Source organism: Galactobacter valiniphilus, assembly GCF_003575975.1.
Taxonomy (GTDB): Bacteria; Actinomycetota; Actinomycetes; order Actinomycetales; family Micrococcaceae; genus Galactobacter; species Galactobacter valiniphilus.
Window position 1 is genome coordinate 1 of record NZ_QQXK01000032.1, and the last position, 20029, is coordinate 20029.

Annotated in this window: 16 protein-coding genes and 1 pseudogene; 2 read left to right on the forward strand and 15 right to left on the reverse strand. The window is 71.0% G+C overall.

Features of this window, described 5'->3' with window-relative positions; translation table 11 throughout:
• Nucleotides 1–93: 93 nt before the first annotated feature.
• Nucleotides 94–318, forward strand: a pseudogene (locus DWB68_RS13555) (ubiquinone-dependent pyruvate dehydrogenase); the annotation flags it as partial.
• 117 nt (nucleotides 319–435) lie between these two features.
• Here the strand turns inward: DWB68_RS13555 and rsfS are convergent.
• The 10 genes from rsfS to DWB68_RS13605 all read right to left on the reverse strand — a co-directional run bounded on the left by rsfS (nucleotide 436) and on the right by DWB68_RS13605 (nucleotide 11672).
• Complete coding sequence (gene rsfS / locus DWB68_RS13560; protein WP_119425659.1) at nucleotides 436–855, reverse strand: ribosome silencing factor; 420 nt, start codon at nucleotides 853–855, stop codon at nucleotides 436–438.
• Nucleotides 856–921: 66 nt separating this feature from the next.
• Nucleotides 922–2658 carry a hypothetical protein gene (locus tag DWB68_RS13565; RefSeq protein ID WP_119425660.1) on the reverse strand — a complete coding sequence of 579 codons (1737 nt, stop codon included), beginning with the start codon at nucleotides 2656–2658 and terminating at the stop codon, nucleotides 922–924.
• Nucleotides 2659–2665: 7 nt separating this feature from the next.
• The gene (gene nadD, locus DWB68_RS13570; RefSeq protein WP_119425661.1) at nucleotides 2666–3271 is read right to left on the reverse strand and encodes a nicotinate-nucleotide adenylyltransferase; all 606 of its coding nucleotides are present in this window, start codon (nucleotides 3269–3271) and stop codon (nucleotides 2666–2668) included.
• Between the two features lie 11 nt (nucleotides 3272–3282).
• Entirely contained in the window at nucleotides 3283–3516 is a 234-nt protein-coding gene (locus tag DWB68_RS13575) for a hypothetical protein (RefSeq protein WP_147391695.1), read from the reverse strand.
• 78 nt (nucleotides 3517–3594) lie between these two features.
• On the reverse strand, nucleotides 3595–4914 hold the full coding sequence (locus DWB68_RS13580) for a glutamate-5-semialdehyde dehydrogenase (RefSeq protein ID WP_233548822.1): 1320 nt from the start codon (nucleotides 4912–4914) through the stop codon (nucleotides 3595–3597).
• Nucleotides 4915–5000: 86 nt separating this feature from the next.
• A complete protein-coding gene (gene proB / locus DWB68_RS13585; RefSeq protein WP_233548824.1) occupies nucleotides 5001–6125 on the reverse strand; it encodes a glutamate 5-kinase in 1125 nt (374 codons plus the stop codon).
• Nucleotides 6126–6151: 26 nt separating this feature from the next.
• The gene (obgE, locus tag DWB68_RS13590; RefSeq protein WP_119425665.1) at nucleotides 6152–7717 is read right to left on the reverse strand and encodes a GTPase ObgE; all 1566 of its coding nucleotides are present in this window, start codon (nucleotides 7715–7717) and stop codon (nucleotides 6152–6154) included.
• Between the two features lie 136 nt (nucleotides 7718–7853).
• Nucleotides 7854–8105 carry a 50S ribosomal protein L27 gene (gene rpmA / locus DWB68_RS13595; protein ID WP_119425666.1) on the reverse strand — a complete coding sequence of 84 codons (252 nt, stop codon included), beginning with the start codon at nucleotides 8103–8105 and terminating at the stop codon, nucleotides 7854–7856.
• Nucleotides 8106–8142: 37 nt separating this feature from the next.
• Nucleotides 8143–8451, reverse strand: coding sequence for a 50S ribosomal protein L21 (gene rplU / locus DWB68_RS13600; RefSeq protein ID WP_119425667.1), 309 nt, complete (start codon nucleotides 8449–8451; stop codon nucleotides 8143–8145).
• 200 nt (nucleotides 8452–8651) lie between these two features.
• Nucleotides 8652–11672, reverse strand: coding sequence for an Rne/Rng family ribonuclease (locus DWB68_RS13605; RefSeq protein WP_119425668.1), 3021 nt, complete (start codon nucleotides 11670–11672; stop codon nucleotides 8652–8654).
• A 452-nt stretch (nucleotides 11673–12124) separates the two neighbouring features.
• Between DWB68_RS13605 and DWB68_RS13610 the strand changes: the two genes are divergently transcribed.
• Complete coding sequence (locus DWB68_RS13610) at nucleotides 12125–12772, forward strand: vitamin K epoxide reductase family protein (RefSeq protein ID WP_158588321.1); 648 nt, start codon at nucleotides 12125–12127, stop codon at nucleotides 12770–12772.
• Nucleotides 12773–12894: 122 nt separating this feature from the next.
• Here DWB68_RS13610 and ndk read toward each other — a convergent pair whose 3' ends face one another.
• The 5 genes from ndk to DWB68_RS13635 all read right to left on the reverse strand — a co-directional run bounded on the left by ndk (nucleotide 12895) and on the right by DWB68_RS13635 (nucleotide 19760).
• Complete coding sequence (ndk, locus tag DWB68_RS13615; protein WP_119425670.1) at nucleotides 12895–13314, reverse strand: nucleoside-diphosphate kinase; 420 nt, start codon at nucleotides 13312–13314, stop codon at nucleotides 12895–12897.
• Nucleotides 13315–13455: 141 nt separating this feature from the next.
• Nucleotides 13456–13890, reverse strand: coding sequence for a DUF4233 domain-containing protein (locus DWB68_RS13620; RefSeq protein ID WP_119425671.1), 435 nt, complete (start codon nucleotides 13888–13890; stop codon nucleotides 13456–13458).
• Between the two features lie 2 nt (nucleotides 13891–13892).
• Nucleotides 13893–15293: a bifunctional folylpolyglutamate synthase/dihydrofolate synthase gene (locus tag DWB68_RS13625; protein WP_119425672.1), complete on the reverse strand. Its 1401-nt coding sequence runs from the start codon at nucleotides 15291–15293 to the stop codon at nucleotides 13893–13895.
• Nucleotides 15294–15301: 8 nt separating this feature from the next.
• Nucleotides 15302–18577 carry an isoleucine--tRNA ligase gene (gene ileS, locus DWB68_RS13630; protein WP_119425673.1) on the reverse strand — a complete coding sequence of 1092 codons (3276 nt, stop codon included), beginning with the start codon at nucleotides 18575–18577 and terminating at the stop codon, nucleotides 15302–15304.
• Between the two features lie 412 nt (nucleotides 18578–18989).
• Entirely contained in the window at nucleotides 18990–19760 is a 771-nt protein-coding gene (locus tag DWB68_RS13635; protein WP_119425674.1) for an SDR family oxidoreductase, read from the reverse strand.
• Nucleotides 19761–20029: the final 269 nt, after the last annotated feature.

A 20029-nucleotide genomic window follows, 5' to 3' on the forward strand; every position in this document is an offset into this window, starting at 1 on the left:
CAATCACCACCGCGGCCACACATCACTCAAGGGCTCCACCCCCGCCAGCCGCGTACCCAACCTGGCGGGGCAATACACCTAGCCGCCTGGAAGGTGCAGAACTCCTCGGAGCTCGACGACGCCCTCGCCGCCGCCTTTGCGCACGACGGGCCGGCCCTCGTTGACGTCACCACGGCCAGGCAGGAGCTCACCATCCCGCCCAAGATCGAGCTGGCCCAGGCCAAGGGCTTTGCCCTCTACGCGTTGCGCTCGGTCATGAGCGGGCGCGGCGACGAGCTATTGGACCTCGCCGCCACCAACTGGCGCCAGTTGCTCTAGCCCCGCCCTCGAAACCCGGACCCACAACGCCGTCGGCCCGCCCCTGAGAAAACAGGGACGGGCCGGCGACGAGTGCGGCGAGGCGGAACGGGCGCTCACCGCGAACGAACGAGGGGCTCAGGCGGGCTGGGCGCCGTTCTCGGTCTCGGGTAGCTCGGCCGGGGCCTCGGACTGCTCGATGCCCGGCAGCTCGAGGCGCGGAGACGAGGACCAGAGGCGATCCAGCGCGTAGAACGAGCGGTCCTCGGGGTGCTGGACGTGGACCACGAAGTCGCCGTAGTCGAGCAGCACCCAGTGGCCGCTGCCGCGCCCCTCGCGGCGCAGCGGCAGCTCGTTGTGCTCCTCGCGCAGCGCGTCCTCGACGGCCTCGGCGATGGCCTCGACCTGGCGCTCGGACCCGCCCGAGAGGATGAGGAAGACGTCGGCGATGCCGAGGCGCTCCCCGACCTCGAGGGCGAGCACGTGCTCGGCCAGCTTGTCTTGGGCGGCCTTGGCGGCGCTGAGCACTCGCTCGGCGACGATGGTTGGGACGCTCACGGATCTCCTTGGGGTACTGATGGTGCGGGGCGGTGGCCCCGCGAAGGGCAATGGGTGGCCGGAGCTCTAGAAGAGCCAGGCCCAAACGACGGCGGTGGCCGCCACAAGAACGGAGGCCAGGACGGCGACGAGGCCCCAGCGGCTGCGCTGCACGCCAGCTTCGCGGTACTCGAGCGGATCGAGGCCGTGGGCGCTGCTCGCGGAGATGGGCCCGGTGGAATCGGCGGCCTCGGCCTCAGCGCGCGCCGCGGCGGCGCGCTGATTCGGCACCACCACGCTGATCTCTTGCGTGACGGGCGCGATGAGGCCCGTGTTCTCGAGGCGCTTCTGCGCCGCCCGGTCCTCGACGACGGCCGGCTGGGCCCGGCGGCCGCCGCGGCGGGGGCGCTGGGTGACGGGCGGCGCGGCGGGCAGGCCGAGCAGATCGGAGAACGACGTCGGGGCGCCGGCTTCGGCGCTCGCCTCGCCCGCCGGGGCGGCCGAGGGCGCGACGGGCGCCTGCGGCGCCACGGCCGCGGGGCGCTGCCACGGGACGGGTCCCGTGGGGGTGCCGGGCGCGGGGAACTGGGCCTCGCGTTCGCCGGGGCGGCGCGGGCTGCGCGGCGGACGGACCGCCTCCTGGGCCTTCACGGCGGGCTGACGCGGGACATGCGGCGCGGCGGAGCCGGTGGACGGCAGGCCCAGCGCCGAGGAGAAGGGTTCCGAGGGCGGCGGGGTGCTGCGGCGCGCGAGGGCCCGGCGCAGGGCCGCCTCGCGGGCGGCGGCCATGGCCTCGATCTCGGCCTGCGCGGCCTCGAGCGTCGGCGAGGCACCCAGCGCGGCCTGCAGCTCGCGCGAATGATGGGCGCCGCCGTCCCGACGGCGGCGGTGCGCTGCGTGCTCGTCGGCGACGGGCTGGCCCGGTGCCTGGGCGGCGGCTTGCTGCGCTGCCGGAGTCGCGGGCGCCGGAGGAGCGGCCGGGGCCGCCGGGCGGTGGGCCTGGGCCTGGGGTTTCGGAGCGGCGGCCGGCGCCTGGGGCATCGCCTGCGCTGAGGCGGGCCGCGACGGAGCGGGCGTGCCAGGCGTGGCCGGGCGCGATGCCGCGGGCGTGCCCGGCTGCGTGGCAGAGGGCTTGGTCGGCTGGGGCGCGGCGGGCCGGCTCGCCCGGGGCGCCGCGGGCGCCTTCGGCGCGGCCGGTGCGGGCTTCGAGGTGCCCGCGGGCTGCGCGGGAGCGCTGGGCTCGGGCACGAAGGTGTCGTCTGCCTGTTCGGCCTCGTTCACACCCTGCTGGGCCTGCAGGCGGGCCTGCTCGGCCTGACGGCGCAGGCGCTCCTTGCGGCGCGAGGAGTGGGCTGCGGTGTCATGCGCCGGCGCGGCGGGGGCAGGGGACGGCCTGACCACGGGGGCCTGCGGCGAGGGCGTCGGCGCGGCGGGCTGGGCGGGGGCGGCTGCCTTCGGGGCAGCGGGACGCTGTTCTGTCTGCTTCGGCGCGGCCGGCTTCGGCGCGACCGCCTCCGAGGACGAGGCGGACTGAGCCTTCGGGGCCGTGGGCGCCGGCGGCACGGCGGGGGCCTGGGGGCGCGAGGCGGGAGCCGTGCGCGGCAGGAAGAGGGTGCCGGGGGTCGGCTCGGGACCGCGGCGCTGGCGGCGGGCGGGCTGCGAGGCCTCCGCGGCGTCACCCGAAGCATCACGCGGCGAAGCGCCCGGTCCCTGACCGGGCGCTTCGTCTGCGGTGGAGGCGGCACGGTTCTGCAGCTCCGCCTCGCGGCGGGCACGCATCTCGCGCAACTCGCGGCGCGTCAGCGGCGGCTGAGATTCCGTCATCCTGAAATCACTCCTGTGAGCTCTCCGGGTTCCGATAGAGCTCGTACTTGTTGATGTACTGAACCACCCCGTCCGGCACCAGGTACCAAACCGGGTCCTGCGCGGCCACGCGCCGGCGGCAATCCGTGGAGGAGATGGCCATGGCCGGCACCTCCAGCAGACTGACGTCGGAGAGCCCCATGTCACGCAAGACGTGACCGGGACGCGTCACACCCACAAAGTGGGCCAGCGTCTGCAGTTCCTCAACATCTTTCCACGACATGATCTTCTCCAGCGCATCCGCGCCGGTGATAAAGAACAATTCGGCGTCGGGCCGCTGCTCGCGCAGTTCCCGAAGCGTGTCGATGGTGTAGGTGAAGCCCGGGCGTTCGATGTCCACGCGGGACACCGTAAAGCGCGGGTTCGAGGCCGTCGCGATCACCGTCATGAGATAACGGTGCTCGGAGTCGGTCACCTCGCGACCGTCGCCCTCCTTCTGCCACGGGCGGCCGGTCGGCACAAAGACCACCTCGTCCAGCTCGAACCTGGCGGCCACCTCGGAGGCGGCCACCAGGTGTCCGTGGTGGATGGGATCGAAGGTTCCACCCATCACGCCGATGCGGGCGCGAGGCATGTGCGCGAGGTTCAGTGGCCGGACGGGCCGAAGGGACCGATCTGCTTGCTCGGATCGATGATGTCCTGGCCGGCCTCGTGCTTGTTGCCGACGTTGGAGTACGAGCCGGTGATCAGCCAGAGCACCAGGAACAGGCCCATCATGATGCCACCCACCACGAAGCCCCAGAAGAGGCCGCTGCCGCCCTCGTGCTCGGCGGCCTTGCTGGCGAGGGTGACGGCGCTAGCCAGAACGTTCATCGACATGTCTCCTTGAGGGGTGCGCGGGGGCAGGATGCTCCCGCAAAGTGCTTGTTCCCCATCTTAGCGAAGGGGCGGCGGACCTCACGAACGGACGTGGCCGTCACCCTCCACAATCCACTGCGTGGTGGTGAGCTCCGAGAGCCCCATGGGGCCGCGGGCGTGCATCTTCTGGGTGGAGATGCCCACCTCGGCGCCGAGGCCGAACTCTCCGCCGTCGGTGAAGCGGGTGGAGGCGTTGATCATGACGGCGGCCGAATCGACGCCGCGGATGAACTCCTGCTGGCTCGCGATGGAATCCGTGATGATCGCCTCGGTGTGCCCCGTGGAGTACGAGCGGATGTGCTCGAGCGCCTCGGGCAGGGAGTCGACGACGTGCACGGCCATCTGCAGATCGCCGTACTCCGTGGCCCAGTCCTCCTCGGTGGCGGGCTCCAGGCTGAGCTCGGGGACCAGGGCGGCGGCACGCTCGTCGGCGTGCAGGCGCACCCCGGCGGCCGTGAGCGCCTGGAGCACTGCGCGGGAGGTCTCCGCGGCGTCGGCGTGGATCAGCAGCGTCTCGGCGGCATTGCACACGCTGGGGCGCTGCACCTTGGCGTTGAGGGCGATATCCACGGAGCGCTGCAGCGGGGCGTCGGCATGCAGGTACAGGTGCACATTGCCCTCGCCCGTCTGCACGACGGGCACGCGCGAGTTGCGCACCACTTCCTGGATCAGCGAGTGGCCGCCGCGCGGCACCAACAGATCGATGAGGCCGACGGCGCGCATCATGGCCTGGGCGGCGGGGCGGCCGCCGTCGTCCACCGTCTGCACGGCGTAGCGGGGCAGGCCCGAGGCCTCGAGGGCGTCGCGGATGATCTCCACGAGCACATGGTTGGTGTCCTGGGCGGCCGAGCCGCCGCGCAGCAGCACGGCGTTGCCGCTCTTGAGCGCGATGCCGGCGATGTCCACCGTGACGTTGGGGCGGGCCTCGTAGATGACGCCGACCACGCCGAGGGGGACGCGGACCTGGCGCAGGCGCAGGCCGTTGGGTAGGGTCTGGCCGCGGACCAGCTCGCCGATGGGATCGGGCAGGGCTGCCAGCTCGGCCAGCGCCGAGCGCAGGCCCTCGATGCGTTCGGGGCTCAGGCGCAGGCGATCAAGCATGGAGGCCGAGGTGCCGTTTGCCTCGCCGCGGGCAAGGTCCTGGGCGTTGGCGGCCAGGACGCGCTCCTGCTGCGCCACGAGCGCGTCGCCGATCGCGAGCAGGGCCGCGTCCTTGTCCTGGCGGCGCAGGGCCGCGAGCTCGCGGGAGGCGGCGCGGGCTGCGGTCGCGCGGGCGGCGACGAGGGCGTCGGCCGGCTCCGGCGCCTGGGCCAGGGAGGCGGAGGCGTTCGGGGTGCTGGCGTGATCGATGCTCGTCATGCTCCCCATGATAGGGAGAAGCCCCGCCCGCACACACGTCCATGACGGGTGGGGACGGGGCTTTCGCGACCGGCGAAGCGACGCGGCTAGCGCTTGGCTCCCACCAGGGCGAGGTCGTCGGCGTGCACGACGACGCGCTCGTAGTGGGCGCCGAGGCGCTCGCGCAGGGCGTCGGTGGACTGGCCGAGCATCTCGGGCAGCTCGTCGGCGTCGTAGTTCACGAGGCCGCGGGCCAGGACGGTGCCGTCCGCCCCGGCGATCTCGACGGGGTCGCCCGAGGCGAACTCCCCCTCGACGGCCACGATGCCGGCCGCGAGCAACGATCGCTTGCCGCTGCCCACGGCGGCGACCGCGCCGTCGTCGAGCACCAAACGCCCACGGGTGGTGGCCAGGTGCTCGAGCCACAGCAGGCGCAGCGGCCGACGGCCGCGGCGCGCCTCGAACCAGGTGCCGACCTCCTCGCCGCGCAGCGCCTCGGCGGCCAGCGTGGCGGAGGTGACGAGCGTGGGGATGCCGGACTGCGCGCCGATCGTGGCGGCCTGCACCTTGGTGACCATGCCGCCCGTGCCCACCCCGGCCCGGCCGATCGAACCAAGGGTCACGCCCTCCAGATCTGCGGGCGAGGAGATGGTGCGCAGCGGCGTGCCGCCGGCGCTCGGGGGCGCCGTGTACACGGCGTCCACGTCGGAGAGCAGCACGAGGGCGTCGGCCTTCACGAGGTTGGCCACGAGCGCGGCGAGGCGATCGTTGTCGCCGAAGCGGATCTCGTGCGTCGCCACGGCGTCGTTCTCGTTGACGATGGGCACCACGCCGAGGGCGAGGAGCTTGTCCAGGGAGCGGTACGCGTTGGCGTAGTGGGTGCGGCGGACCAGGTCGTCGGCCGTGAGCAGCACCTGCGCCACCGTGCGCCCGTGCCGGGCGAAGGCGCGGGAGTAGTGCGCCACGAGCAGGCCCTGGCCCACGCCGGCTGCGGCCTGCTGGGTCGCGAGATCGCGCGGGCGGCGTTCGAGCCCCAGCGGGGCCAGCCCGGCGGCGATGGCACCCGAGGACACCAGCACCACCTGCGTGCCGCGCGCGAGCACGGCGTTGAGGGCCTCCTCGAGGCGCTCGACGGCGCCCACGTCGAGACCGCCGTCCACGCTGGAGAGCGAGGACGAGCCGATCTTGACCACGATCCGCTTGGCTTGAAGCAGCCCAGCGCGATCCTTCACCGGGGAGGGACGACCACTCCCCCGGCTCACTGGCGGCCGTCCGTCTCCACGGCGGTGCCCGACAGCCCCTCCGCGTCGACGTTCCACATGCCGGAGCGGCGCTCGTTCTCGAGCTCCTCCTGCGTGGCGGCGCGGCGGTCCTTGCGGGCCTGAAGGGCCTCGCGGCGCTCCGTGGTGGTGCGGCGCGTGCTCTCGTGGAGGCGCAGGTCCTCGCCGCGGTTGCCGAGCAGCTCGGCGCCGGCGGAGACGGTGGGCTCCCAATCGAAGATCACGCCGCCCTCGCCGCCGACGACCACGGCGTCGCCGGGCTTGGCGCCCGCGGCGTACAGGCCGTCCTCGACGCCGAGCTTGTTGAGGCGATCGGCGAGGTAGCCCACGGCCTCGTCGTTGCGGAAGTCGGTCTGCACGATCCAGCGCTCGGGCTTGGTGCCGCGGACGCGGAACAGCGGCTCGCCGCCCCGCTCCTCACGCTTGATCGTGAACTCGGCCTTGTTGACGGCGCGCGGGCGCAGCACGGGCACCTCGACCTCCTCGACGGGGGCCTCGATGGCGGCGCGCGCCTCGTTGACGAGGGCGGCCATGGCGAAGGAGAGCTCCTTGAGCCCCTCGTGCGAGGCGGCGGAGACCTCGAACACGCGGTAGCCGCGCTCCTCGAGCGTGGGGCGCACGAACTCGGCCATGTCGCGACCGTCGGGAACATCGACCTTGTTCAGGGCGACGAGGCGCGGGCGCTCGTTCAGCGGCACGGCGCGGCCGTCAGCACCCGCGAAGGAGGCGTCCACGGCGTACTTGTCCAGCTCGGCCTCGATGACCTCGAGGTCGGCCAGCGGGTCGCGGTCGGTCTCCAGCGCGGCGGTGTCCAGGACGTGCACCAGGGCGGCGCAGCGCTCGACGTGGCGCAGGAACTCGAGGCCGAGGCCCTTGCCGTCGGCCGCGCCCTCGATGAGGCCGGGCACGTCGGCGATGGTGAAGCGGGTGTCGCCGGCCGCCACGACGCCGAGGTTCGGCACCAGGGTCGTGAAGGGATAGTCGGCGATCTTGGGGCGCGCGGCGGAAAGCGCGGCGATGAGCGAGGACTTGCCGGCGGACGGGTAACCCACCAGAGCCACGTCGGCCACGGACTTGAGCTCGAGCACCACCGAGGATTCCTCGCCGGGCACACCCAGGAGGGCGAAGCCGGGGGCCTTGCGCTTGGGCGAGGCGAGCGCGGCGTTGCCGAGGCCACCGAGGCCACCGGCAGCGGCGATGTACTCCTGGCCCACGGAGACGAGGTCGGCGAGGATGTTGCCTTCCTTGTCCTTCACGACCGTGCCGACGGGCACGGGAAGGATGAGCGGCTCGCCGTTCTTGCCGTGGCGGAAGTCGCCCTTGCCCGGCTCGCCGTTGCCTGCGCGCTGATGCGGGGCATGGTGGTAGCTCAGGAGGGTCGTGGCCTGGATGTCGGCGCGCAGCACGATGTCGCCACCGTTGCCGCCGTTGGCGCCGTCCGGGCCGCCGAGGGGCTTGAACTTCTCGCGATGCACGGAGACGCAACCGTGTCCGCCGTTACCACCGGTCAGATGCAAGGTCACGCGATCGACGAAGGCCGCCACGACATACTCCTGGGGTTGTGATCAGCTGCCGCTGTCAGTCTGGGCGCTGATCGAGAAAAAGAAAATGCGTACTTACGCGAGAACGGGGGGCGGGCACCAGGCCCACCCCCCGTTCGTCTCAGCGTGAAGCGTTAGCTCACTCGCCGACGATGTTGACCACGCGGCGACCGCGGGCCGTGCCGAACTCCACCGCACCGGCGGAGAGGGCAAACAGGGTGTCATCCTTGCCGCGGCCCACGTTGGCGCCGGGGTGGAAGTGGGTGCCGCGCTGGCGGACGATGATCTCGCCGGCCTTGACGACCTGGCCACCGAAGCGCTTGACGCCCAGGTACTGAGCGTTGGAATCGCGGCCGTTACGAGTGGAGCTTGCGCCCTTCTTATGAGCCATGGTTTCTACCTACCTTCGAAGCTGTGCTTGAACCGGATCAGGCGATCGAGGTGATCTCGACCTTGGTCAGCGCGGCGCGGAAACCCTGGCGCTTCTTGTAACCGGTCTTGTTCTTGTACTTCTGGATGACAATCTTCTTGCCACGCAGGTTCTCCAGGACCTTGGCCTGGACCTTCACACCTGCGAGAGCATCGGCATCCGAGGTGACCTTGTCACCGTCGACCAGCAGCACCACGGGGAGCTCGATGGAGGCACCGATTTCCTCGCGCACGCGATCGAGGGTGACGATGTCGCCCACGGCAACCTTCTCCTGGCGCCCGCCAGCGCGAACAATCGCGTACGACACTTGGTACTCACTTCTCTCGACGTTGACATTGACTGCCGCGAAACGGTGAGAGACCGTTCGCGGGAAACTTCTGATGATGGTGCCCGCCGTTCCACATGAGGGGGTTCGGTTTCGGGTACACGCACCGAGGATCAATCTTACGGTAGCCGCGCGCGCCGGGGCAAATGAAGCGGCCCCGGCGCGTCGCGCCGTAAGCGAGATCACAGCTCGGAGGCGGGGACTCCCACTCCGAGCATGACCGGCTCGGCCACCGGGGCGGCCTTGACGGGGGTGGCGGCCGCGGACACCGCGACGGTGCCCTGGGCCTCGGCGGCGGCGGCCACCGTGGTGGTGCTGGAGCCCTGCTCCGAGGAGGCAACGCGGCGCGCACGGCGACGCGTGGTCGGGCGGGCGGCCGAGGCCGCCTGCTCCCGCGCCGACTCCTGCACGACGGCGGGCGCGGCCACGGGTGCCTCGCTCGCCTCGATCTGAACGGTCTCGGCGGCGGGCGCCTCCTCGATCGCCTCGGCGACCTCAAAGGCCGACTCCTCGGATGCGGAGTCGCCGGGCTCCTGGCCCTGCGACTCCTCGCCCGTGCCGCGGCCACCGCGCCCGCGGCGTCCGCGACGGCGGCGGCGACGCGGCTTGTCGTCCTCCCCCGCCTCGGTGAACGGCTCACCGGCGGCGTTGGCCTGCTCCGGCTCGGCCGCGTGGGCGGAGGCGGCCTGCTCGGCCCCATGCTCGGCGCCGTGCGTCGACGCGGCGGCGATGCTCGCCAGGGCGGCGCGGGCCTTCTGGGCGCGCTCCGCCTCCTCGGGGCTCGACTCGGGGGCCGGCGCGGCGGGGGTGGCCGCGGCGGCGGCCTCGACCGGCTTGGCCTGGGCGTTGTTGTTCGAGGAACCGTTGCCGTTGTTCTTGCGGCGCTCGGAACGCGTGGGGCGATCGGAGGGCACGTGCACCTGCTGCGGGCGCGAACGCCCGGCGAGCGGCTCGTCCTGCAGCACCACGCCGCGGCCGTCGCAGTGATCGCACGGCTCGGAGAAGACCTCGAGCAGGCCGGTGCCGATCTTCTTGCGGGTCATCTGCACCAGGCCCAGCGAGGTGACCTCGGCGACCTGGTGCTTGGTGCGGTCACGGCCGAGGCACTCGACGAGGCGGCGCAGCACCAGGTCGCGGTTGGACTCGAGCACCATGTCGATGAAGTCCACGACGATGATGCCGCCCATGTCGCGCAGGCGCATCTGGCGGACGATCTCCTCGGCCGCCTCCAGGTTGTTCTTGGTGACGGTCTCCTCAAGGTTGCCGCCGGAGCCCGTGAACTTGCCGGTGTTGACGTCGATGACCGTCATGGCCTCGGTGCGATCGATCACGAGGGAACCACCCGAGGGCAGGTTGACCTTGCGATCGAGGGCCTTGCGAATCTGCTCGTCGATGCGCAGCTCGGTGAAGGCGTCTCCCTCACCGTCCCACTGGTGGAGGCGATCCACGAGGTCGGGGGCCACATAGGTGACGTAGGCCTCGATGGTGTCCCAGGCGTGCTCGCCCTGGACGATGAGCTGCGAGAAGTCCTCGTTGAAGACGTCGCGGACCACCTTGATGGTCAGGTCCGGCTCCGCGTAGAGGAGCTCGGGGGCGCGGGTCTTGGTGGAGGTGGAGGCCTTGAGGATGCCCTCCCACTGCACGCGCAGGCGGTTGATGTCGTTCATCAACTCCTGCTCGGCCGCGCCCTCGGCGGCCGTGCGGACGATGACGCCAGCCTTCTCGGGCAGGTGGTCCTTCAGGATCTTCTTGAGGCGGTTGCGCTCCACATCGGGGAGCTTGCGAGAGATACCGGTCATGGAGCCGCCGGGCACGAACACGAGGTAGCGGCCGGGCAGGGAGATCTGGCTCGTCAGGCGGGCGCCCTTGTGGCCCACCGGATCCTTGGTGACCTGCACCAGCACGGTGTCGCCCGACTTGAGGGCGTTCTCGATGCGGCGGGGCTTGCCGTCCAACTTGGCGGCGTCCCAATCCACCTCGCCGGCGTAGAGCACGGCGTTGCGGCCGCGCCCGATGTCGACGAAGGCGGCCTCCATGGACGGCAGCACGTTCTGCACCTTGCCCACGTAGACGTTGCCGATCATGGAGTCCTGCGTGGTGTGCGAGACGAAGTGCTCGGCCAGAACGCCGTCCTCGAGGACGCCGATCTGGATGCGCTCGTCCTTCTGGCGCACGACCATCTTGCGGTCGACCGACTCGCGGCGTGCGAGGAACTCGGCCTCGGTGATGCCGTGGCGGCGACGGCCAGACTCGCGGGACTCGCGGCGGCGCTGGCGCTTGGCCTCGAGGCGCGTGGAGCCCTTGATGGAGACGACGTGATCGATCGGCTTCTCGCTCGCGGCGCGGGGCGCGCGGACGCGGGTGATGGTGCCCGGCGGGTCGGTCTCGTTGCCGCCCTCGATCTCCATGTCCTCGGTGCCGCGGCGGCGGCGACGGCGACGGCGGGTGCCCTCCTCGGGCGCGTCCTCGTCGTCCGAGGCCTCGGGCGCGGTGCTGAGCACGAGCGCGAGGGACTCGGGGATGGCAAAGGGATCGAAGACCACGGGCTCGGGCGCTGCCTCGGCCGCGGCCTCCTCCGCGTCCTCCGTGCCCCCGGTGGAGGGCTCGACGACGGCCGCAGACTCAGCGGGGGCGGTCTCCTCCGCCGGAGTCTCCTCGGCGGGCGCCTCGGCCGTCTCGGCGACGGGCTCGGCGACCTTTTTGGCACGCGAACGGCGCGCCGGGGCCTTCTTGGCCGGCGCCTGCTCCTCGGCGGCGACCTCAACAACCGGCTCCTCGGCGGGTGCCTCGGCCGTCTCGGCGACGGGCTCGGCGACCTTCTTGGCACGCGAACGGCGCGCGGGCGCCTTCTTCGCGGGGGTGGCCTCCGCCGGCTCGGCGGCGGTTCCGGTCTCGGCCACCGCGGCAACGACGGCGTCGTCGGCAGCGGCGGAGGCCTTGGTGTTCTTGGCGGCCGGCTTGCGCGTGGCCTTCTTGGCGGGGGCGGCCTCAGCTGCCTCGGCGGCGGGAACCGCGGCCTTGGCCGTGGCGGCGCTCTTGCTCGCGGTCTTCTTGGCGGGGGCCTTCTTGGCCGACGCCTTCTTGGCGGTGGTCGCCTCGGCGGCGGTCTCCTCGATCGCCTCGCTGGGGCTGCCGGCCGGTGCGCCGGCGGCGCGGCGCGGGCGGCGGGCCGGGGTGGACGAAGACGTGCTGGACTCAGCCATGTTTTCTCCTACGCCAAAGGAACCCCCACAGCGGGATCCTCCGACGATGCGTGTCGGGTGGGTCTGCTCCGGGCGCCTCACGGCGAGTCGGGCGACCTAAAAAGTCAGTGATTCCCCTGCCAGCGGCACCGACGGCGCCCCTCGAGGGTCGCTTGCCCCGATGTGCCCCCTGGCGCGAAATGCGCGCCCGGCCCGAGCTGCGGGCCTCGTGCGGTCGGCGCGTGCCCTTCGTTTGCGGGCCGCGCGATGTCTACGCCGAGGTGGTACGTCTGGAAAGCGGAGCGCCCATCGCCACTGTGGTTAGCGGTGGTCACCCGCGCTCATTCTCGCATACGCGGGCCGCCCCGGCCGGAGCGCCGCCGCACCGTGCCACCCCACATCGCCGTAAGCTGAATTCGACACAGCGTCGAAGTGGCCCGGACCGGGCCGCAGAGTCGAAAGGCACTCTCACCGTGAACGAGAGCATCACCGCCGTCTCCGGGGTTGCGACCCAGCCGACGGACGAAACGCAATCCCTCCCCTGGTGGGCCCGTCGCGTGGGCTTCGCGTGGATCACCATCATCACGGGTCTCGGCAGCCTCATCGCCGCCTCCGTCCTGGTGGGCGAGCGCATCCAGATCTATCTGGACGAGAACACCAAGACCAGCTGCGATTGGGGCGGGGCCTTCTCCTGCTCCTCCGTCATGAAGTCGGAGGCGGCCCAGGCGTTCGGCTTCCCGAACCCGTTCATCGGCCTCGTGGGCTTCACCGTGCTCGTGGTCATCGGCGTGACTGTCCTCTCCGGCGCCTCCATGCCGCGCTGGTACTGGATCGGCTTCCAGGTGGGCGTGCTCGCGGCCTTCGGGTTCCTCGTGTGGCTCTACTCCGAGGCCCTCTACGTCATCGGCGCGCTGTGCATCTACTGCATGATCTGCTGGCTCATGATGACGATCCTCATGTTCGTCTCGCTCGGCCGCTCCATCCTGACGGGCGTCCTCCCCGCCCCGGCATGGGCCCACGCCTGGGCCCGCGGCTGGACCTGGCTCACGGCCATCATCGTGATCATCGCCTGCGCCGCCTCGATCCTCTTCCGCTTCATGGGGCTCTTCTTCCCCGCCTAAACCGCACCCAGGCGCGCCCGCGGCACCCGGCCGGGCGCCCGCCGTCGTGCGTCTGAACAACCACAGGGCCGCCTCCCCGTTTCCGGGGAGGCGGCCCTGTGGCGTTGCCGGCGCGCTGCGGCTCAGGCGCCGAACCAGATGCCGATCTCGCGCGCGGCGGACTCGGGCGAGTCGGAACCGTGGACGAGGTTCTGCTGCACTTTCAGGCCCCAGTCGCGGCCCAGGTCGCCACGGATGGTGCCGGGGGCGGCCAGGGTCGGCTCGGTGGTGCCTGCCAGGGAGCGGAAGCCCTCGATGACGCGGTTGCCCTCGAGCACCACGGCGACCACAGGGCCGGACATCATGAACTCGACGAGCGGCTCGTAGAACGGCTTGCCCACGTGCTCGGCGTAGTGCTGCTCGAGCAGCTCGCGGGAGGGGGTGAGCTGCTTGAGCTCGACGATGTCGTAGCCCTTGCGCTCGATGCGGGAGAGGATCTCGCCGGTCAGGTGGCGCTTGACGCCGTCCGGCTTCACGAGCACGAGGGTCCGCTCGAGGGACATGTTGGTTCTCCTTGTGTGGAGGGGAAGTGTTCTCGTGGGCCAGTTTAGTGCCACCACCGCCGAGGGGCCGACCGGGCGTTCCTCGCCCGGCCGACCCCTCTCACGGCGTCGCTGCTGCACCCGCGGGCGCCGCGCCCCCGGCTACTCCGGGTTCGCGGCCTCCCAGGCGGCCTGCTCGCGGGCGCGCTCGGCGTTGTCGCGGTCCATCTGGCCGCCCTTGACCATGGCGTAAGCCCAGGTCAGACCGAAGGCGATGCCCACGATGAACATCATGGGCTCCAGGATGCCCATCAGGATGAGCAGGACCTGCAGGCCCCACCCCAGGGAGATGCCCCAGGGCTTGTTCACCACGGCGCAGGCCAGGATGAAGACCAGGGCCAGCACGCCGAAGGCGATGAGCAGGGGCAACGCGCCGCCCTCCACCCGGCCGCGCAGGCCAAAGATCGCCAGCCCGGCGAAGATCACCACGAGCGCCTCGAGCACCAAGATGGTCGAGGCGAACATGACGCGGGAGCTGCGGCGGACCTTGGTCTGCCCCGGGCGCCACGCGAGCTGCTTCTTGTTCAGCTTGGCCATGCTCAGTTGCCTCCCGCCGCCGGACCGTTGCGGTCGGCACCCAGGAGGGTGCGGGCCTCGGCCACGAGCGTGATGGATCCGGTGACGAGCACGCCGCCACCCATGTCCTCGGTGTCGTCGGCGCGGCCGGCGGCCCAATCGAGGGCGTCGTCGAGCTTCTCCGTGACGAAGAGATCGTCCTCGTTGAAGCCGGCGTCGATCGCCATGGCAGCGAGCTCGCCCGCCGGGATGGCGCGCGGGGAGGCCGACTGCGTGATCGCGACGTCCTGCACCAGATCGCCGTACTCCTCGAGGAGCTGGGCGAACATGTCCGGAGCGTCCTTCTCCTTCAGGATGCCCACGACGAGCGCGAGCTTGCTGAAGCCGAAGGATTCCTTGACGGCCTCGGCGCTCACGCGGATGCCCTCGGGGTTGTGCCCGGCGTCCACCACGATGGTGGGCGAGGTGCGCACGATCTCGAGGCGGCCGGGGCTCGAGGCCGCGGCGAAGCCCTCGCGGACGAGCTCCTCGTTGAGGGGGCGCTCTCCCCCGCCGATGAAGGCCTCGACGGCCGCGAGGGCCAGCGAGGCGTTCTGGGCCTGGTGCTCGCCGAAGAGCGGCACCATGACCTCGTCGTAGCGGGCCGCGAGGCCGCGCAGGGAGAGCACCTGGCCGCCCACGGCGAGCACGCGCTCCTCGACGCCAAACTCGATGCCCTCGAAGCGGAACTCGGCCCCGACCTCGCGGGCGCGCTCCAGCAGCACCGACGCCGCGCCGGGCGCCTGCACGGCGGAGACGAGGAAGCCGCCTGGCTTGATGATGCCCGACTTCTCCAGCGCGATGTCCTCGACGGTGTCGCCCAGCAGATCGGTGTGATCCAGGCTGATGGGCGTGACCACGGAGACGGCGCCGTCGGCGACGTTCGTGGCGTCCCAACTGCCGCCCATCCCGACCTCGAGCACCACGGCCTCCACCGGCTCGTCCGCGAAGATCGCGAAGGCGAGGATGGTCACCGCCTCGAAGAAGGTCAGGGTGTGCTCGCCGTTCTCGGAGAGCTCGGCGTCGACGATCTGCAGGTAGGGAGCAATCTCGTCCCAGACCCGCACGAAGGTCGCGTCGGCCACGGGCGCGCCGTCGATGACGATGCGCTCGGTCACGGAGCTCAGGTGAGGGCTCGTGTAGCGGCCGGTGCGGATGTCGTGGGCCAGGAGCAGCGACTCGATCATGCGGGCCGTACTGGTCTTGCCGTTGGTGCCGGTCAGGTGGATGACCGGGGCGGCCTTCTGGGGATCGCCCAGGACCTCCATGGCGCGGCGCATGGGTTCAAGACGCGCCTCGACCTTGTTCTCGGGCGCCCGGGAGAGCAGCTCCGAGTAGGCGCGGGCCACCCCCTCCGGGTCCGGGATCGGCGTGTAATCGCTCATGATGTGGCTCAGGCCTCCACTGCTTCGACGACGACGGCGGGCTCGGGCAGGTCCACGACGTTGAGCTCCAGTTCGGCGGAGAGCGTCTCGGACATGACCAGCTCGCGGAAGGCCTCGGCGGCCTCAACGATGCCAGCCTGCGCCTGCACCGAGGTGCGGACGCGGTCGCCGACATTGAGGTCGGCGGCCTTGCGGGCGGACTGGATGGCGCGGACGAGGTCGCGGGCGGCGCCCTCGGCCTCGAGCTCCGGGGTCAGGACGGTGTCCAGGACCACGAAGCCGGCGCCGGGCAGGACCGCGGCGGCGCGCTCGGCGGCGGCCGACTCGTCCACGGCGGTGGTGAGGGTGTACTCCCCCTCCACGAGGTCGAGCCCGCCGGCGGTCACGGTGCCGTCATCGGCCACGGACCAGTCGCCGGACTTGGCGCCCTTGATGGCCTGCTGCACCTGCTTGCCGAGGCGCGGGCCGGCGGCGCGGGCGTTGACGGAGAGCGTGCGGACGATGCCGTAGGAGGCCTCGTCCGCCTCCTCGGCGTCCACCAGGGCGATCGACTTGAGGTTCAGCTCGTCCTTGATGATGTCGGCAAACGTCCCGGCGAGGCCGGCCGCATTCGGGACCACGACGTCCATGCCGGCCAGGGGCAGGCGCACGCGCAGCTTGGCGGCCTTGCGCAGGCTGGAGCCGGTGGAGGCGATGGTGCGGGTGAGCTCCATGCGCTCCACGAGCTCGGCATCCACGGGGAAGAGCGAGTCGTCCGGATAGTCCGTCAGGTGCACGGAGCGCCCGCCGGTCAGGCCGCGCCAGATCTCCTCGGTGGCCAGCGGCAGCAGCGGGGCGGCCACGCGGCACACGGCCTCGAGGGCCGTGTAGAGGACGTCGAAGGCCTCGGTGTCCTCGTCGAAGAAGCGCTGGCGGGAGCGGCGCACGTACCAGTTGGTCAGCGTCTCCATGTAGGAGCGGAGGGCCTCGGTGGCGTCGGAGACCTCGTAGGCGTCGAGTGCCACGCGGACGTCGCGGATGACATCGCCCGTGGCGGCCAGGAGGTAGCGATCCAGCGGGTCCTTGGCGTCGTGGCGCAGCTGCGCCTCGTAGCCCTCGCCGTGGTTGGCGGAGTTCGTGTAGAGCGTGAAGAAGTACCAGACGTTCCACAGCGGCAGCAGCACCTGGCGGACGCCCTCGCGGATGCCCTCCTCGGTGACGATGAGGTTGCCGCCGCGCAGGATCGGCGAGGCCATGAGGAACCAGCGCATGGCGTCGGAGCCGTCGCGGTCCAGGACCTCGTTAACGTCCGGGTAGTTGCGCAGGGACTTGGACATCTTCTGGCCGTCCGAACCCAGGACGATGCCGTGGGAGATGACGTTCTTGAACGCCGGGCGGTCGAAGAGCGCCGTGGCCAGGATGTGCATGGTGTAGAACCAGCCGCGGGTCTGGCCGATGTACTCGACGATGAAGTCCGCCGGGTTGTGGGTGTCGAACCAGTCCTTGTTCTCCATGGGGTAATGCACCTGGGCGTAGGGCATGGAACCGGAGTCGAACCAGACGTCGAGGACGTCCTCGACGCGCTTGAGCGTGCCCTCGCAGCCCGGCTCGGGGCACGCGACGGTGAGCTCGTCGATGAAGGGGCGGTGCAGATCGGTCTCTCCCTCGTGGTTCACGGGCAGGCGGCCGAAGCGGGCCTGCATCTCCGCGAGGGAGCCGAAGACCTCCTCGTGCTTGCACTCGGCGTCGGAGCACTGCCACACGGGGATCGGGGAACCCCAGAAGCGGTTGCGGGAGATGGACCAGTCGCGGGCGTTGGCGACCCACTTACCGAACTGGCCGTCCTTGACGTTCTCCGGGATCCAGTTGATGCCCTGGTTGAGCTCGCCCATGCGGTCCTTGACGTCCGTGACGCGGACGTACCAGGAGGAGATGGCGCGGTAGATGAGGGGCGTGCGGCAGCGCCAGCAATGCGGGTAGCTGTGCTCGTAGGTGGCCTGGCGGAACAGACGGCCGTCGGCCTTGAGGTGGTTGATGATCGTCTTGTTGGCCTCGAAGACCTGCACGCCGGCGACGTCGTCCAGCTCGGTGCCCTTGAAGAGCGGCAGGAACTTGGCGCCCTCGTCCACGGAGATGACCACGGGGATGCCGTTGGCCTCGCAGACGCGCTGATCGTCCTCGCCGTAGGCGGGGGCCTGGTGGACCACGCCCGTGCCGTCGGAGACGGTCACGTAGTCGTCCACCACGATCTGCCAGGCGTTCTCGGTGCCCCACTGCTCGGCGTCGGCAAAGACGTTCCACAGCGGCTGGTAGCGAAGGCCCTTGAGCTCGGAGCCTAGGTAGGTGGCCTCGACCGCCCCGGCTGCGGAAGCGGCGTCGTCGTACCCCAGATCCTTGGCGTGGGCGCCCAGGAGGTCGGCGGCGAGGAGGTAGCGCGCTCCCGCAGGGAGCGTGTTGGTGTGGGGCTGGGCCGGCCCGGCCGGCACCACCACGTAGGAGATGGAGGGTCCGACGGCGAGCGCCTGGTTGGTCGGCAGCGTCCAGGGGGTGGTGGTCCAGGCCAGGACGTTGACGCCGTTCAGGTCGGTGGCCAGCTCGGCGTTGCCGCCCTCGAAGCCGGCGCCGGTCAGCGGGAAGGCGACGGTGACGGTGGGATCCTGACGATCCTTGTACACGTCGTCATCCATGCGCAACTCATGGTTGGAGAGCGGCGTCTCGTCCTTCCAGCAGTAGGGCAACACGCGGAAGCCCTCGTAGGTCAGGCCCTTGCGGTGCAGCTCGGAGAAGGCCCAGAGGACCGACTCCATGAAGGAGGGGTTCAGGGTCTTGTAGTCGTTCTCGAAGTCCACCCACCGGGCCTGGCGCGTGACGTAGTTCTGCCACTCGTCGGTGTACTTGAGCACGGAGGCGCGGCAGGCGGCGTTGAACTTGTCGATCCCCATGTCGAGGATCTCCTTCTTGTCCGTCATGCCCAGCTGCTTCATGGCCTCGAGCTCGGCCGGCAGGCCGTGCGTGTCCCAGCCGAAGCGGCGCTCAACGCGGCGGCCGCGCTGCGTCTGATAGCGGGCCACGAGGTCCTTCACGTAGCCCGTGAGGAGGTGACCGTAGTGGGGCAGGCCGTTGGCGAACGGCGGGCCGTCGTAGAAGACAAACTCGTTCTCGCCGGCGGCGCGCTGATCGATGGAGGCCTGGAAGGTGCCGTCCTCGTCCCAGTACTTGAGGATGCGCTCCTCGATCTGGGGGAAGCGCGGGGAGGCCGGGGTGTTCCCGGACGGATCGCTCGTAACGCGGGGGTAAAGGCTCATGGCGTGGCTTTCCTGCGAGTCCTTCTGCGCTGCCCCTGAGGCAAGCGCGCATTGCTGTTCGCCGACTACAGGGACGACGCACCGGCGCATGGACGCCGGGGCCGCGGTACCACCCCGCTTGCTTGCGCTCCCCCGGGTGATCCCGGGCGACGCGAGCCGCTCGTGTGCGCTGTGACGGGCGCACCCGCTCGGTTCTACTTGCCGCTGGTCCGCGGCGCCGTGCGCGGTGGTTCAGCGGGGTTCTTCCGAAGGCTCGCCGGTGATGGCCGGGTCAGTGCCTGTGTTGCGGTCAAGTCTAGCGTGCGGCGTCAAGCCCGATGGGTCACACCGGGCCCGGCGACCGGGCCTGACGCTGAGTCAGCCACGGCTCACTCACGCCTCACTCACGCCTCACGCGCGGCTCACGCGCGGCTCACGCCTGGGGCGTGCGCAGGAGCTTGTGGTTCGCGGCCTGGGCCACGGGGCGCAGAACGATCTCGTCGAGGTTGATGTGGTGCGGCAGGCTCACGGCGTAGCGGACCACCTCGGCGACATCCTCCGAGGTCAGCGGCGCCTCGACACCCGCGTACACCGCGTCGGCGGCCTCCTGGGAGCCGAGGCGGCGCAGGGCGAATTCGTCGCTCTTGACGAGGCCGGGGAGCACCTCGATGACGCGGACGTTGTGCTCGGCCTCCTCCAGGCGCAGGGCCTTGGTCATGGCGCGCTGGGCCGCCTTGGCGGCGTTGTAGCCGCCGCCACCCTCGTAGCTGGCGAGGGCCGCGGTGGAGGTGAGGTTCAGGACCGTGCCGCCGGGCTGGGCCGAGCGCAGCTGCGGGAGCAGTGCACGGGTGAGCTTCATGGAGCCCATGACATTGGACTGGAACATCCAGTCCCAATCCTCCGTGTGGGCCTGCGCCACGTGCTGGTTGCCGCGGGCGCCGCCGGCGATGTTGATGAGGGTGTCGACGCCGTTGGCCCTGGCCGACTGCGCGATGCGCTCCACGTCCTCGTCGCTTGAAACGTCGCCGGCCACCCAGGCGCAGCCGGTCTCCTCGGCGAGCGCCATGAGGCGGCCCTCGCGGCGGGCCACGGCCAGGACATCCCAGCCCTCGGCGCGCAAGGCACGCACGGTGGCGGCACCGATGCCGGCGGAGGCGCCCGTCACGAGGGCACAGCGGGCGGGGGTCACGGAGGGGGAGGTCATGGTTCAAGCCTACGACCGGGAGGCGGCGTGGGATGCACGACGGCGGGCGGTTGGCCCGGGCGGGCCGCTCGGGTGAGCAGGGCACTAGACGAGTAGAACGTATGTTCTATGAACGGCACGACGACCTCCGAGACTCCCCCCACTCGCCCGCACGGTCAACCGCCGCGATGGCCAGGGAAGTATCCCTGGAATCCGCGAAATATCGCGAGACAAGGCCGTGCCCCGGGAGTAGACTTAGAACATACATTCGAAACCAATGATGCGTTCGA